This is a genomic window from Arsenophonus sp. ENCA (genome assembly GCF_002287155.1).
Lineage (GTDB): Bacteria > Pseudomonadota > Gammaproteobacteria > Enterobacterales > Enterobacteriaceae > Arsenophonus > Arsenophonus nilaparvatae.
On the sequence record NZ_NHNG01000541.1, the window covers coordinates 1 to 15,257 of the forward strand.

Annotated in this window: 15 protein-coding genes and 2 pseudogenes; 6 read left to right on the forward strand and 11 right to left on the reverse strand. The window is 33.3% G+C overall.

Features of this window, described 5'->3' with window-relative positions:
- The 5 genes and pseudogenes from CBG25_RS14020 to cysE form a co-directional block, all read left to right on the forward strand.
- Nucleotides 1-270, forward strand: a 270-nt coding sequence (locus CBG25_RS14020; protein ID WP_290607366.1) for an HNH endonuclease signature motif containing protein, incomplete at its 5' end; no start/stop codon positions are given.
- A gap of 88 nt (nucleotides 271-358) precedes the next feature.
- Nucleotides 359-508: pseudogene (locus CBG25_RS14025) on the forward strand (rhodanese-like domain-containing protein); the annotation flags it as partial.
- Between the two features lie 72 nt (nucleotides 509-580).
- Nucleotides 581-1,057, forward strand: coding sequence for a protein-export chaperone SecB (secB, locus tag CBG25_RS14030; RefSeq protein WP_032115785.1), 477 nt, complete (start codon nucleotides 581-583; stop codon nucleotides 1,055-1,057).
- A pseudogene (gene gpsA, locus CBG25_RS14035) lies at nucleotides 1,057-2,081 on the forward strand (NAD(P)H-dependent glycerol-3-phosphate dehydrogenase). The gene secB and the pseudogene gpsA overlap by 1 nt, the downstream one beginning before the upstream one ends.
- A gap of 25 nt (nucleotides 2,082-2,106) precedes the next feature.
- On the forward strand, nucleotides 2,107-2,922 hold the full coding sequence (gene cysE / locus CBG25_RS14040) for a serine O-acetyltransferase (RefSeq protein WP_290607390.1): 816 nt from the start codon (nucleotides 2,107-2,109) through the stop codon (nucleotides 2,920-2,922).
- 28 nt (nucleotides 2,923-2,950) lie between these two features.
- On the opposite strand, the gene trmL is transcribed toward cysE, so the two are convergent.
- The 9 genes from trmL to CBG25_RS14085 form a co-directional block, all read right to left on the reverse strand.
- Nucleotides 2,951-3,454, reverse strand: a complete 504-nt coding sequence (trmL, locus tag CBG25_RS14045; protein ID WP_290607369.1) for a tRNA (uridine(34)/cytosine(34)/5-carboxymethylaminomethyluridine(34)-2'-O)-methyltransferase TrmL — start codon at nucleotides 3,452-3,454, stop codon at nucleotides 2,951-2,953.
- Between the two features lie 92 nt (nucleotides 3,455-3,546).
- Nucleotides 3,547-4,506, reverse strand: coding sequence for an NAD-dependent epimerase/dehydratase family protein (locus CBG25_RS14050; RefSeq protein ID WP_290607371.1), 960 nt, complete (start codon nucleotides 4,504-4,506; stop codon nucleotides 3,547-3,549).
- A gap of 9 nt (nucleotides 4,507-4,515) precedes the next feature.
- The gene (locus CBG25_RS14055) at nucleotides 4,516-5,550 is read right to left on the reverse strand and encodes a glycosyltransferase (RefSeq protein ID WP_290607373.1); all 1,035 of its coding nucleotides are present in this window, start codon (nucleotides 5,548-5,550) and stop codon (nucleotides 4,516-4,518) included.
- Between the two features lie 238 nt (nucleotides 5,551-5,788).
- A complete protein-coding gene (locus CBG25_RS14060; protein ID WP_290607375.1) occupies nucleotides 5,789-6,955 on the reverse strand; it encodes a DegT/DnrJ/EryC1/StrS family aminotransferase in 1,167 nt (388 codons plus the stop codon).
- Entirely contained in the window at nucleotides 6,948-7,874 is a 927-nt protein-coding gene (locus tag CBG25_RS14065) for an NAD-dependent epimerase/dehydratase family protein (RefSeq protein WP_290607377.1), read from the reverse strand. Before CBG25_RS14065 ends, CBG25_RS14060 begins: the two co-directional genes overlap by 8 nt.
- Nucleotides 7,875-7,883: 9 nt before the next feature.
- Entirely contained in the window at nucleotides 7,884-9,002 is a 1,119-nt protein-coding gene (gene gmd / locus CBG25_RS14070; RefSeq protein ID WP_290607379.1) for a GDP-mannose 4,6-dehydratase, read from the reverse strand.
- Nucleotides 9,003-9,294: 292 nt separating this feature from the next.
- Complete coding sequence (locus tag CBG25_RS14075; protein ID WP_290607381.1) at nucleotides 9,295-10,668, reverse strand: phosphomannomutase CpsG; 1,374 nt, start codon at nucleotides 10,666-10,668, stop codon at nucleotides 9,295-9,297.
- A gap of 2 nt (nucleotides 10,669-10,670) precedes the next feature.
- Complete coding sequence (locus CBG25_RS14080) at nucleotides 10,671-12,089, reverse strand: mannose-1-phosphate guanylyltransferase/mannose-6-phosphate isomerase (RefSeq protein ID WP_290607383.1); 1,419 nt, start codon at nucleotides 12,087-12,089, stop codon at nucleotides 10,671-10,673.
- 439 nt (nucleotides 12,090-12,528) lie between these two features.
- A complete protein-coding gene (locus CBG25_RS14085; RefSeq protein ID WP_290607384.1) occupies nucleotides 12,529-13,302 on the reverse strand; it encodes a glycosyltransferase family 2 protein in 774 nt (257 codons plus the stop codon).
- A 47-nt stretch (nucleotides 13,303-13,349) separates the two neighbouring features.
- On the opposite strand from CBG25_RS14085, the gene CBG25_RS14090 reads away from it, so the two are divergent.
- On the forward strand, nucleotides 13,350-13,541 hold the full coding sequence (locus CBG25_RS14090) for a hypothetical protein (RefSeq protein WP_290607385.1): 192 nt from the start codon (nucleotides 13,350-13,352) through the stop codon (nucleotides 13,539-13,541).
- Nucleotide 13,542: 1 nt separating this feature from the next.
- On the opposite strand, the gene CBG25_RS14095 is transcribed toward CBG25_RS14090, so the two are convergent.
- Complete coding sequence (locus CBG25_RS14095) at nucleotides 13,543-14,304, reverse strand: EpsG family protein (RefSeq protein ID WP_290607387.1); 762 nt, start codon at nucleotides 14,302-14,304, stop codon at nucleotides 13,543-13,545.
- Nucleotides 14,305-14,715: 411 nt separating this feature from the next.
- Nucleotides 14,716-15,257: IS5 family transposase (locus CBG25_RS14100; RefSeq protein WP_290607388.1), on the reverse strand; the 542-nt coding region annotated here is incomplete at its 5' end.

Genomic DNA, 15,257 nt, shown 5'->3' on the forward strand with positions numbered 1-15,257 from the left:
TGGGAAATATATTTCGAAAAAAGGCTAGAAAATACCTGGAAACAAAAAGCCGTAGGTAATAAGAAAGTGAGCGTATTATGGAGAAGACAAGATAAACGCTGTTTGTGCTGTAACCAATTAATTACTCAAGAAACTGGTTGGAATATACACCATAAAGTGGAAAGAGTGAAAGGAGGCGGAAACGAACTCAGCAATCTTGAACTCTTACATCCTAATTGCCATCGACAAAAACATAGTAGGGCTGCTGGTTACGATCGTATAGTATCGTAACTTATAAAGGCTTGAGCGGTATGCGGGGAAACTTGCACGTACCGTTCTTAGGGGGCGGCGTGACAGAGATGTCACGTTGCTACCCGACCCCATTATTGTTGTCTCAGCAAATGGCATGGAAGCATCTAAACCTGCTGAACAACTGGTGCAATATGGTTTTGAACGTGTCTTTATTCTAAAAGAAGGAATTACCGGTTGGTCTAGCGAAAATTTACCTCTAGCCCGCGGCAAAAAGTAATTCATCGGACACATCAGCAATTATGTTTATACAATTCAATATCATAAGGAAATTTAAAAGGTAATTAACATTATGTCAGAACAAAGTCATGAAGAGATGGTATTCCAGATCCAACGAATTTATACTAAAGATATCTCATTTGAAACACCAAGTGCCCCCAATATTTTTCAGCAAGAGTGGCAACCAGAAGTCAAATTAGATTTAGACACCTCGTCTAGTGAATTAGCTGAACATGTTTATGAAGTTATCTTACGGGTCACGGTTACCGCCAGCGTCGCTGAAGAAACCGCTTTCCTGTGCGAAGTGCAACAAGCCGGCATTTTCTCTATTGATGGTATCGAAGAAAGCCAAATGGCTCATTGTTTAGGCGCTTATTGCCCAAATATTTTATTTCCCTATGCGCGTGAATGTATTACCAATTTAGTTAGCCGTGGAACTTTTCCTCAACTAAACTTAGCGCCTGTTAACTTTGATGCATTGTTTATGAACTATCTACAACAACAGCATACTGCCGAAACTGAAAATTCGGCAGATCATCAGGAAGCTTAATGAACACTGTTTCGATGACAGTTATCGGTGCCGGCTCTTATGGCACCGCATTAGCCATTACACTTGCCCGTAATGGCCACCGCGTTCTGCTTTGGGGACATGATCCTCAGCAGATTAAAAAATTACAACAAGAGCGCTGCAACCAAGCATTTTTGCCCGACGTTCCATTCCCAGACAATTTGTTACCTGAAGTTTCCCTGAAGACGGCAATAACCGCAAGCCACAATATATTGATCGTCGTTCCAAGCCATGCATTTAATCAAGTTTTGCAAAATATTCAACCTTACTTAACGCAACACTCACGCATTATTTGGGCAACAAAAGGGCTCGAACACGGGACTGGACGCCTGTTACAAAAGACGTTGCCCGCGAAACGCTCGGAGATAAAATTCAGCTAGCTGTTCTTTCCGGCCCAACTTTTGCCAAAGAACTGGCTGCCGGCTTACCGACTGCTATTGCGGTAGCCGCTTCTAATGCAGAATTTAGTGAAGAGCTACAGCAACTTTTCCATTGCGGTAAGAGTTTTCGAGTTTATAAAAATCCAGATATGATCGGTGTGCAGTTAGGTGGTGCGGTCAAAAATGTCATTGCGATTAGTGCCGGCATGTCCGATGGTATCGGATTTGGCGCCAATGCTCGCACAGCGTTGATCACCCGAGGATTAGCTGAAATCAGCCGCTTAGGCATCGCTATGGGTGCTCAATCCTCTACATTTATGGGAATGGCTGGTTTAGGTGATTTGGTTTTGACATGTACCGACAACCAATCGCGTAATCGTCGCTTTGGCATGTTGCTCGGCCAAGGCATGCAGACTAAAGAAGCTGAAAAGCAGATTGGTCAGGTGGTTGAAGGTTACTTAAATACCAAAGAAGTCCGTGCATTAGCGCAACGTGTTGGTGTAGAAATGCCAATTACCGAGCAAATCTATCAGGTGCTGTACGGTAATAAAAATGTACTCGAAGCAGCAAATACATTACTTAGCCGCGCAACCAAAGACGAAACTAATGATACACGTGCTTCTTGATCATTAAAAATAGTAGAGTGTGAATATGTCTCGACAGCAACTTGAGGAAATTTGGACGATAATAAAGCAAGAGGGTGAAATTTTAGCCAATTGTGAGCCAATATTAGCCAGCTTTTTTCATGAGACATTACTTAAGCATGATAATCTTGGTAATGCGTTAAGTTATATCCTGGCAAACAAGTTAGCTACCCCGATTATGCCAGCGATTACCGTTCGAGAGATTATTCAAGATGCTTATAAAAACGATAAACAAATGATCGCTTATGCCGCTCGTGATCTAAAAGCCATCGTACAACGTGATCCGGCAGTCGACAAATATTCAATCCCGTTATTATATTTAAAGGGCTTTCATGCTTTACAGGCTTATCGTATCGGCCACTGGTTATGGAAAGTGGATCGCACGACATTAGCAACTTATCTGCAAAGCCAAATATCTGTCTCTTTTGGGGTTGATATCCATCCCGCGGCTAGTATTGGCTACGGTATTATGCTTGATCACGCAACAGGTATCGTTATAGGCGAAACGGCGGTAGTTGAAAATGACGTTTCGATACTGCAATCAGTCACCCTTGGTGGAACCGGCAAAACAGGTGGAGATCGTCATCCTAAAGTTCGTGAAGGGGTGATGATCGGGGCGGGAGCAAAAATTTTAGGCAATATAGAAATTGGCAAGGGCGCTAAAATTGGCGCGGGTTCAGTAGTGCTACACCATGTACCACCTCATACTACCGTGGCAGGAGTACCAGCGCGCAAAGTGGGAACACCGAACAGCAAAAAACCTTCACTAGATATGGATCAAAAATTTAGCAACTCAATCCATGGTTTTGGTGAGGGTATCTAACCATGCCATCAACCTTTGGTGAATAAAATTACTCACGCAACAGTGCACCGGGGTAATCCAATTGGCGCCATGCTTCAAATACCACCACTGCAACGGAATTGGACAAATTCATACTGCGCCTATCTGCTAACATTGGGATACGGATCTTTTGACTGGTTGGTAACTCATCAAGAACATATGCAGGTAAACCGCGGGTCTCCGGCCCAAACATTAAATAATCCCCCGGCCGATATGCCACACTACTATGGCTTGGCGTTCCTTTGGTTGTCAAAGCAAATAAACGGTTAGCAGATGCTGTCTGACAATGCGCGTTGGACAAAGCAATACTAGTTAGAAAAGCAAAATAATCATGATGACGCTGAATATTGGCAAACTCATGATAATCTAACCCTGCCCGCCGTAACCGTTTATCGTCCCAGGTAAAACCCAATGGTTCAATGAGATGTAACTTACAGCCGGTATTCGCGCATAGACGAATAATATTACCGGTATTCGGTGGAATTTCAGGTTCAAATAAAACGATGTTTAACATACAGCCCTCAACAATAAGTACTGTATTCTAACACAATCATTGTCACTGTTAACGCTTTCAATTGTGCCCAATTAAGCAAACAGAATTTTTTATTAATCTAATGATTTTTTAAACTCAAACTGAACGGTATTTTCTATCCCCTTTGCCAAGGTTACCGGCGGTTCAAATCCCGTATCAGCGATGGTATTAGATTTAAATTGAGTGCGAGCACAGAATTTTTTAACCCGAATACTGCTTATAGAAAAATTTTTACCCGTTATTTTAGCGAGCAAATCAAAAAAATAACCCGCCAAAAGACCCAACGAATAAGGAATACGGAGATTGGATTTCTGTTTTTGCAATGCCAGACAAATAATTTCGGTTAACTGATCCATGGTGAAATCAGGTTTATCAACATAATTAAAGATATGACGGCCAGCTTTTAATTTAGTAACAAAATATAAAAAGGCAGCGACATTTTCCACATACGCCATCGATTTCTGATTATTGCCAGAACCAATCATCAAAAACTGCCCGGCAGCAATTTGTCTAAATAGGTTATAAACATTGCCGCGATTACCCTCACCGAAAACCACAGTCGGGCGAATAGTCACTAATGTCCGTTGGCTATCTTTTGCATGCCAGTCATCATAGACACGCTCGGCTGCCAACTTCGATTTACCATAATCATTAAAAGGCTGAAATTTACCATCTTCACCAGTTTCCTGCTCAACAAAACCATAAACCGCCAGCGAAGAAGTAAAAATAATATGTTTAATATCTAGCTGCTCAGCAACCTGACAAACATTTTTCGCACCTTCCACATTCACTTCATAATAGAGACTGATAGGATGCACATTATCCTGATGTTGCGCCGCTAGATTAATAATAATGGAAGCGTCTTTTAATGGCTCCAATAAAGTTTCTACCTTAGTGACATCACCAAATAGCCAGTTGTCTGGATGTGCCGGGCTTTTATTAATATCAACGATTTTAAACTCAATTTGTTGTGCTTTTAATTGATTAGCAAGACGGGTACCGATAAAACCGGAACCACCGAGGATTGTTAGCATGATAATTTTCTACTCTTCAATGATTTTTATATAACTATCTAGTACATTTGCAATATCAAATTCAGATCTTAAACTCTGAGCCTTCTGTAAAAAGGCATCATAATCATTTAACATGTTTTGAATAGCGCAATTTAAACTATCTAATGTGTTCTCAAATAAAAGCCCATTAGAAATTCCATGTTCTGAAAAAATAAGTTCTTCACAACCACCAACATTGCTTAGTAACAAAGGGAGGCCTGCTGAAGCTGCCTCAATAGCAGACATAGGAAGTCCTTCACTATCAGAGCAAAGAATGAAAATATCATATTCATGAAAATTACTAAAATTTTTTATCTCACCTAAAAAAAACAAATTATTGCTTTTATTTTTTTCATCTTCAATAAGATATTTTTTAGGGCCATCACCAACCAAATAAAAATCAGCATTTGGAAAATATTTTGAAGCATTAATAAATAAATCAGGTCTTTTAGGATGGGCCAATCGTCCTAAGAAAATAATTTTTTTTCTCTTATTTTTTGTTACCTTATATGTTAACGGGGATATACTATTTTTAATAATTGAAATTTTTTTCTCATTAATACCAATAATACTAATAGCATTACTACTATCTCTATTTGATACACATAAAATACAATCAGTAATAAAAGAAAGCATTTTTTCTATAAAACAAAATAACTTTTTAAAGCTCCCACCATTATAAATACAAGACCAACCATGAGAAACATATATATGTTTATGACTATATAAAATTTTTGATAATCTAGCATGAATGCCTGCATTTGCAGAGTTAGAAATAATAATATCTGCTGAAATCGATTTTAAATATTTTGCTATTTTGTAACTAGCTTTAAAATCAAAAAACTTTATAATATTTGGTATTATTTTTACTTTATTCTTATCAAACTTATTTGTTAACCAACCATTTTCTGAAGTAATTAGATAAACATCATAATATGGTTGAATAATTTTTTTTAATTCATAGATCCATGTTTGAGCACCACCTATTTCTGATTTTGTAACAACAAATACAATTTTTTTCTTCATTCTTATCTCTTATAAAAAACAATGAAAATACTTCTTAATTAAAATTAATTATAATATAAATCTTTGATGTATATTTTATCGACTTTATTTTATTATTCAATTCACAACACCAAGTTTAAAATTTAAATTATTAAAAATAACTAATAGACATAAACATCAATATGATACTTACTATAATTTTTAAAAGACTAATTCAAAACTACTTTTTTATTAAATATTTTCTCTAAAGAGTTATAATTTATTGAAGTAACTTATAGAGATAGTCTATCTGCTGACTAAGGTCTACTTGGTGATTCCCGACGAATAATCCATTTTTATCTATATACTCAGCATCTCTAATTTCACCAGAAACTGTATAGTTAAAAAATCTAAGCACTTTGCTATTCTTTAAGAAATTTCCTGTCACAATAGGGCGACATTCAATTCCTGCATCAACCAACTTTTTGACTAAATCTGCTCTAGATAAAGGCGCATTTTCTTTAAGTATTAAAGCAAAGCCAAACCAGCTGCTTTCTCCGGTTTCATGCTGAATATCTATATAAGGATGATTATTGAATAATTCTTTAAAAACAAGGGCATTTTTTCTACGCATTTCAATAAAATTAGGTAATTTTTTTAATTGTTCAATTCCAATTGCACCACTCATTTCTAATGGCCGAACATTATATCCTGGAAGTACAAATTTAAATGACTCTTCAAAAGGATCATTACTTTTTTGCCCAGTTACATGATTATGTTCAGGTAAATTACGTGTCCAGCCATGAGCTCTAATACAAAGTAATATATGATACAGCTCTTCATCATCAGTTATAATACAACCACCTTCCATGGTTGCTATATGATGTGAAAAAAATGAGCTAAAGGTTCCCATCAGACCAAATGTACCTGCTTGTTTACCATTTAAAGTAGCTCCCATGGATTCACAATTATCTTCAAGAATAAAAATATCTTTACCTTCAATAATTTTATTGATCGCCTTAAAATCATTCAGATTGCCTAATAAATTAACCGTTAAAATAGCTTTTGTTTTTTCTGTAATTGCTGATTTTAATTTATCAAGATCCATATTTAATGTTTTTTTATCGATATCGACAAATTTAACATGAAGGCCATACTGTTGTAATGGAAAATATGTTGTTGACCAAGAAACTGCTGGAACAATTATTTCATCACCACGCTTAAGTTTCGGATTTTTAGTAAAGAATAATGAGGCAATCATTAATAAATTAGCCGTTGAACCAGAGCTGACCATGACTGCATATTTGGAACCAAAGTAATGAGCAAAGTCTTTTTCATATTGCCTTACAGATTCCCCCATAGTGAACATGTTTGAATCAATAACTCTTTGAATAGCATCAAGTTCATTTTGATCCCAGGTACTAATTGTTAATGGAAAATTAATCATTTATATTCTCATTTAAAAAATATTCACAAGTTTTTCTTATACCACTTTCTAAATCTATTTTATTTGACCAACCAAATTTAGATAATAAAGTATTATCTATGAGTTTACGCCGCATTCCTATTGGTTTAGATTTATTATAAATAAAGGTTCCTTTATATCCTAAGATCTTAGCAATGACTCTATAATACTCCGTGATAGTATAATCATAACCTAAACCTACATTGATATTGAAAGGCATCTTTGGGAAATTATCAATCGCATAAAATATAAAATCAGCTAAATCTCCGGCATACATAAACTCACGTCTGGCTTCACCGTCTCCCCATATTTCAACTTGATTTTTATTTTCTTCGATCGCACTCATGATTTTTCTTATCACGGCAGGGATCATATGAGAATTCTGTTCATCGAACTTATCATATTTACCATATAAATTACATGGAATAACCGTTTTATATAGGAACAACGAATCTTCCCGATTGATATATTCGCATAATCTAGCACATGCGATCTTCGCTAGTGCATAGCCTTCATTCGTCGGTTCTAATTCCCCAGTAAGAACCATATTTTCGGTCAATTTTGTATTATGATCCCTAGGATACATACAAGAACTACCTAAATTTAATAAATTCTTAATATTATTATCCTTAGCGGCAGTTAACAAATTAATACCCATTTGCATATTTTCAACTAAGAATCTGATAGGATTATTAATATTTGCGTTAATTCCGCCAACAATTCCTGCGGCATGAATAATAAAATCAGGTTTATTTTTTTGCAAATAAGCTGTAATCTGCATTTTTTCTAGTAAATTTAATTCATTTCTCGATGGGATAAGAAATTTGTGCTCAGCAAATTTAACATGAGCAACAATATTTCGGCCTACCATGCCGCCCGCACCCGTAAGTAATATTTTCAATTTTTAACCTTACTTAGATTCTATTGCGACGGGAATTTCATAACCATGGGACTTTAAAATTGCTATTGCTTTAGCTTGTTGCAAGTCACTCTGCACCATTTCAGCACACATTTCATTTACTGTAATTTCTGGTTTCCAGCCTAATTTATTTTTAGTTTTTGATGGATCACCTAATAGAGTATCAACTTCTGCTGGCCTAAAATACCGACAATCAACCTTAACAATAACATCACCGACATTTACAGACAATGTATCACCAGAGATTGACTTCACAATACCAACTTCATCAAGACCAGTACCTTTAAACTCTAATTCAATTCCTAATTCTCTAGCGGCAATACAAACAAATTCTCTAACAGAAATTTGTTTGCCTGTCGCAATAACAAAATCATCCGGTTGTTCCTGTTGTAACATTAGCCATTGCATACGAACATAATCTTTTGCATGTCCCCAATCTCGCAGTGAATTCAAATTACCCAAATATAAACATTTTTCTAACCCTTGAGATATATTAGCAAGCGTCCTCGTTATCTTCCTTGTTACAAAAGTTTCGCCACGACGTGGTGATTCATGATTAAATAAAATCCCATTACAGGCATAAATACCATAAGCTTCGCGGTAATTAACAGTGATCCAATATGCATATAATTTTGCGACTGCATAAGGTGAACGAGGATGGAATGGCGTTGTTTCCTTTTGTGGAATTTCTCGTACTAGGCCATATAGTTCAGATGTGGAAGCTTGATAAAACCTCGTTTTTTTTTGTAAACCTAAAAAACGTATCGCTTCTAATAAACGAAGAGTCCCCATAGCATCAACATCAGCGGTATATTCAGGACAATCAAAAGATATTGCTACGTGTGACTGAGCTCCCAGATTATAAACTTCATCAGGCTCAATTTCTTTCAAAAGTCGAGTCAAATTCGATGAATCAGTTAAATCACCATAATGTAAAACAAAATTTTTACTGTTTAATTTTTTCTCTTGAAATATATGATCTATTCGTTGAGTATTAAATGAAGATGAACGTCTTTGAAGACCATGTACTTGGTAACCTTTTTCCAAAAGGAATTCAACCAAATAAGAACCATCCTGACCAGTTACACCAGTAATTAAAGCTTTTTTCATAACTTCCTCAGTAATTTTAAAACACTAAAAATAAAATATAATTGCTTAAACAAAATGATAAATAAACCTCAATATATATTCTAACTTTTTAAATTAAAAAATATTATTTACTATTTATTTAATTTTTTCGATTGAGATATATTAAACACAGTAAAATAACAACTTAAAATCAAAATGTATATTACAGAATATAACACTCACTACCAATTAATCCTGTAAGTTATATACTACGCTATAAAAACAAAAATTAAGCTAAAAATCATATTTTATACTAATACAAAAATATTCAACACTAATATGAAGTTAAAATTTTCAATATTTCACAAGTCTTCTTATTCATAAGTTTTATATTTTTTCTAGACTCAACATTAAGCCTAACAAGATTCTCGGTATTTGATGAACGAAGATTAAACCGCCAATCTTCAAACTCAATACTAACCCCATCAGTTTTATCTATCATTACAGCATCATTTGCATAATGATTCTCAACACTCTTAATAGCAATCAATGGATTATCAATATTGCTATTAATTTCCCCTGAGGAAGGATATGCATCTATCATACTGTTGACTAATTCAGATAACGTGATGTTCTCCTGTGAAAGCAACTCTATAATTAATAACCAAGGTATCATACCACTATCGCAATAGGCAAAATTTCGAAAATAGTGATGTGCACTCATTTCTCCGCCATAAACAGCATTCTCTTTTCTCATTTTTTCCTTCATAAAAGCATGACCTGTTTTTGACTGAATAGGCGTTCCACCATTTTTTTTCACAATCTCAATGGTATTCCAGAATAATCGCGGATCATGAATGATCCGTTCTTCTGGATTTTTTTTCAAGAAATACTCTGCAAGCAAACCAACTATATAATATCCTTCAATAAAACAACCTTTTTCATCAAAGAAAAAACATCTATCAAAATCGCCATCAAATGCGATTCCAATATCTGCATTATTTTTTATGACTGCTTCGGCAGTATCTAATCTATTCTCTGGTAATAAAGGATTTGGTATTCCATGAGGAAAATGACCATCAGGTTCATGATGAATTTTAATTATCTCAATTAATATATTATTTCGTTTAAATTCGCTTTCTAATTTATCAATAACGTGTCCAGCTGCGCCATTACCAGAATTAATTACCAATTTTAATTTATTTAACTTATTAATATTAATATAACTCAATAAATGTTTTACATAATCATCTAAAATAGAAACACACTTATAGTTACCTTTTTTATCTTCAGATAAATCAGGAAATTTATTTTTTTCAGCTAAAGCCTGTATTTGTTTCAATTCATTTTCATAATTTATTGGCTCCGCATTTCTCTTAACTAATTTCATACCATTGAAATCAATTGGGTTGTGGCTGGCAGTCACTTCAATACCACCATCTAACCCTAAATGAAATGTAGAAAAATATATTTCCTCAGTACCCGCAAGACCGATATCTACTACATCAACACCACTGTCTCTCAAACCTTTAGCAAGTGATAATTTTAGCGATTCACTAGTTAAACGCGCATCATTTCCTACTACCACATTTTTCGGTTTTAAGAACTCACCATAGGCACGTCCTATACGATAAGCTATATCATCATTAATCTCATCAACCAGCCGCCCACGAATATCATAGGTTTTAAAACATGTTAATTTATTCATAACTAATAGCCGGCTCCATATTCTTCAAGTCTTATAACATCATTTTCATTTAAATATACGCCTGTACGAACTTCAATTAATTCTAAAGGAATGACACCTGGATTCTCAACAGCATGAGGCACCCCAACAGGTATGTAAATTGATTCATTTTCTGTAAGCAATACTATCTCATCACCTTTTGTAACTTGGGCTGTTCCTGAAACAACAACCCAGTGCTCTGCTCTATGATAATGTAATTGCTTTGCCGTTTTTTCTCCTGGTTTTACCGTAACCGATTTAACATGATATCGTGCACCTTCTGCTATTGTGTCGTGCTTTCCCCATGGACGAAAAACTTCTTTATGTTGTAAATACTCTGTTCTATTATTTTTCTTTAATGTTTCAACAATATTTTTAACATCTTGCGTTTTATTTATATCGACAACTAACACAGCATCTTTTGTTTCAACAATAGCCAAATTGCTAAGACCTACCGCAGCAATTAGCCTATTTTGAGAATATATGTAACAATTCTTTGTCGTATCAGTTAAGACATCACCACGAACGGCATTACCATTGAAATCCTTATCAGTAACATTCCATAATGAAGCCCATGAACCAATATCATTCCACCCTGCATTCATATTAACTACAACAGTATCTTTAGAATGTTCCATTACCGCATAATCTATTGATTCTGAAGGGCATTTTAAAAACTCTGTTTCATCTAATCGTGTAAAGTCCAAATCAACATGAGTATCGGATATAGCATTAACACAAATATCATAAATATCTTTTCTATATCGCTTCAATTCACTTAAATATACTGATGCTTTAAAAAAGAAAATTCCACTATTCCAAAAATATTCATTTGAATTTAAATATTCAGAAGCTTTCTTAAGGCATGGCTTTTCAACAAATTCTTTTACCTTAAACACAGATTCACTAATTTCAGCGCCTCGACGAATATAGCCATAACCAGTTTCGGGGCTATCTGGAAAAATACCAAAGGTAACTAACTTATTATTTTCAGCATGCTTAATAGCATTCATAATAGATGCTTCAAATATATCAACATCTGCAATAAGATGATCAGCTGCCAGCACTAATAATAAAGGATCGCAGCCATCAGTAATTGCTTTTAAAGCAGCAAGTGCCACTGCTGGTGCTGTATTTCTACCTTCAGGTTCAAGTAAAATATTACTATATATAATATTATTTTTCCGAAGTTGCTCCGCAACAACAAATCTATGTTCTTCATTACAGATAAAAATTGGTGGCAAGTGTTCAATATTATCTAGCCTTGCGACAGTTTCTTGTAGCATAGTAGACGATGTAGAAGTTAAAGATAAAAACTGTTTTGGATAGAGGGATCTCGATAATGGCCATAATCTACTTCCAGAGCCACCTGCCATTATCACAGGGAGTATATTATTAATCATATTTGCCACTTTAATATTAATATTGGTCACAAGTTAATTTTTGGATTAATTTAATTTTCAATAAATAATTTTTTATTATGAATAAATTAAAATTCCTACCTTACACCTTACCAACTCGATTTATCAAAAATGAAAAACATAAAACATTTTCCAATAAAAATTAAATTTAATAATTTATATTAATTAATGGTTTTCTAAAAATTAGTTATTATAAATAATAATATAAATTTTTCTATTATATTGCTCATATAAATATAAACTTAGCATTTAAATTAAAAATAACACTAACTTTATCAAGCTTATTTTAATACATCTTATTAACATAGAAAAATATTTTATTATACAAATTATATTTTTATAATTTTCACTATATTCATAAGTGCTGCTTAATATTTATAAATAATTAATTTTATATATTATAGAATAAAAAAGCATAAAACTAATTATTTTTAATACATTTATTTTTTAATATATAAACTATAATTAATCTACGAAGAAATTTAATAAGTGAAAAAAACTGGAATATATGCTTATAATAACCTAGATTATTTTTCAAAGCCAATAATTCACCTCTTTCCATTTTTAATAAATGAGAACTTAAACCTGAAATACTATAATTATGCTTACCTAAGCTAACTAATGGTTGTATAATGAACCCTGCATCATTGGGATAAAATTTAGTAATTCTTAACCATAAATCATAGTCTTCCGCATATCTCATTCGTTCATCAAATTTTATATTTATATTTTTAATAATAACTGAAGAAGTAGATAATTTATTGGATAGTGCTAATTTATATAAAAATAATAATTTATAACTATACTCACTATTATTTAATTGTTTAATTTCATTTATTGAAAAAGTAGAACCTATAAAAACCAAATTAAACTTAATTATATACTGGATCTGTATTTCTATTTTATTAGAATACCAAATATCATCAGAATCTAAAAAAGCAATAAAGTCCCCCTTTGCTTTATTCATACCAATGTTTCTTGATTTAGCTGCACCAACATTCTTTTTATTTTTTATTAGAATAATATTATCAAATTCTTTCTCTAATATTTCTACTGTATTATCTTTTGAATTATCATCTATACATATTATTTCAAATATTGGATAAAATTGCTGTAATACCGAATTAATTGCTCTGCTAATAGTTTTACTTGCATTATAACATGGTATAATTACACTAATTTTTTTATGATGCATGAAATTGCCCTACTGAAAATAAATATAGAAGCCTTAATGAAGGGACAGTGGATAACAATAATAAAAAATATATAATAGATTTGTTTTTTGATACATTAATTAAGAGTATCGTTCCTAACATAGCCGCTGGTGATAAAATACGCCATGATAACTGTGCATTAAAAGAGAATATAATAGAAAAAATAACCAAAGTTAGTATTAAAAAATATAATTTTTCGAAATTCTTTGGTGGAGTATAAATCAATAATATAAAAAAAAAGATGAACTTATTAATATCCTTCTAAAAATAAGATAAACTTCTTTATCAAGAGTTATAAATACTGATTGCCCATCTCCAGAGGTAAAAAGTGTGATAAATTCAGGCAAAAAAAACATCATTACAAATATCATAATAGACATTATAAATGATGAACCGATAACCTTTAGTTTACTTAATTTTATATTTTTAATAATAAAATAAATTGATATATATGCTAAAGATGAAAAATGGAAAAAAAATGCAAAAACTAAAAAAATAAAATTATATTTATTTTTTTTGCAAAATAAAATATACAAACCTATAAAATAAAAAGCATATATACTTCGCCATATATAAATATAATTAGCAAATGTATAATAAGATAAAAATAATATTGCTATGGACAAATAAGAAATTCTAGAGTTATTATGCGAGCTTTTATTATATATAAAATATAAACTGGCCAATAATAAATTGATTATACAGATATTGACAATCAAAAAAGAATTTAACGAATCAATAAAAAAAGACTGTATATAAAATACTAAGATTATCCCAGGTTCAAATTTACCAGTTTGAGAAAAAATTGAATAAACAGCCTCATAAAAACCAACTTTTTTTACTATAATAAACTGCCCATAATAAACAAGACTATCATCAAAACCACCCTGAATAGAAAACAAAATTGCAATAATTAGCGCTAATAAAAAAGCAAAACACCAATATAAAACATTCTCTAATCTATTAAAATTTAACATTAACATTTAAAAAAACACCATTTATTCAACAAATTATTAATAACAATCTGATAAAACTGACTTCGAATCAAGAATTAATTATATCAAATTAAAAAATAAGCATTTTCAAGATAGTTACATTGATTATATTGATGAAAATACCCTTATATTTATTGATTACTGCTTACAAACTATGAACTCAGTGTCTCAATAACTCTTTCAGTTATATTTCTAAATCGAATATTTTTATCACGGAAAATTTAGAACCATAAGTTATAATCTTCATATCAAAATTTAGATTAATGGGCACCTCGAAAAACTCAAGATTTTCAATTAACCCTTGGCTTTCATTCTAAATAATTAGATTTTTTTTGATTATCACGCTACTGATTCTATCGCACATTGCGCTGGCTAGGGCCATTTGACCCATTCTGGGCGTCACAAAGCCACGATGCACGCGCTCTGGAAGTACGCCAACCGCTTTAGGTTGTAACATGCTGCCATCATCGTCATGGCAAAATTAGCGCGCACCTGTCCAATGGTGCGGATCAGTTTTCTACCCATTTGTTCCATCGCCGCAAATGCATGTTCAACCCGTGCCCTAGTCTTTGCAATCCTGTGGTTTCGCCCTTGCTGAGTCTTGGACAACGGTTTGTTTCGATGGCCTTTACGCTGAATCTGGCTCCTATAGCCGTTTGCCTTCAGCCAAGCTTCCCGCTCCGCAGAGGGATAGCCTCGGTCGGCGTAGATATTGCGATTGGTGTTGGCCTTGTCAATGACCCTTTCGAAATGCTGACTGTCGTGGGTGCTGGCCGTATCGGTGACGATTTTTCTGATGAATTTGTACTTCTTATCCATGTTTACCGAAAGCTTATAGCCATAATGACTCTTACCGTGTTTTTTAGTCCACGTGGCGTCTAAATCTTTTTGTCGCCGCTTGGTTGGTTTCCAATGAGCAGGCATCGCTTCCTGCTTGAGTT

Coding starts and splice junctions, on each gene's coding strand:
- secB (WP_032115785.1), top strand. CDS start 581: ATGTCAGAACAAAGTCATGAAGAGATGGTATTCCAGATCCAACGAATT.
- cysE (WP_290607390.1), top strand. CDS start 2,107: ATGTCTCGACAGCAACTTGAGGAAATTTGGACGATAATAAAGCAAGAG.
- trmL (WP_290607369.1), bottom strand. CDS start 3,454: ATGTTAAACATCGTTTTATTTGAACCTGAAATTCCACCGAATACCGGT.
- CBG25_RS14050 (WP_290607371.1), bottom strand. CDS start 4,506: ATGCTAACAATCCTCGGTGGTTCCGGTTTTATCGGTACCCGTCTTGCT.
- CBG25_RS14055 (WP_290607373.1), bottom strand. CDS start 5,550: ATGAAGAAAAAAATTGTATTTGTTGTTACAAAATCAGAAATAGGTGGT.
- CBG25_RS14060 (WP_290607375.1), bottom strand. CDS start 6,955: ATGATTAATTTTCCATTAACAATTAGTACCTGGGATCAAAATGAACTT.
- gmd (WP_290607379.1), bottom strand. CDS start 9,002: ATGAAAAAAGCTTTAATTACTGGTGTAACTGGTCAGGATGGTTCTTAT.
- CBG25_RS14075 (WP_290607381.1), bottom strand. CDS start 10,668: ATGAATAAATTAACATGTTTTAAAACCTATGATATTCGTGGGCGGCTG.
- CBG25_RS14080 (WP_290607383.1), bottom strand. CDS start 12,089: ATGATTAATAATATACTCCCTGTGATAATGGCAGGTGGCTCTGGAAGT.
- CBG25_RS14085 (WP_290607384.1), bottom strand. CDS start 13,302: ATGCATCATAAAAAAATTAGTGTAATTATACCATGTTATAATGCAAGT.
- CBG25_RS14095 (WP_290607387.1), bottom strand. CDS start 14,304: ATGTTAATGTTAAATTTTAATAGATTAGAGAATGTTTTATATTGGTGT.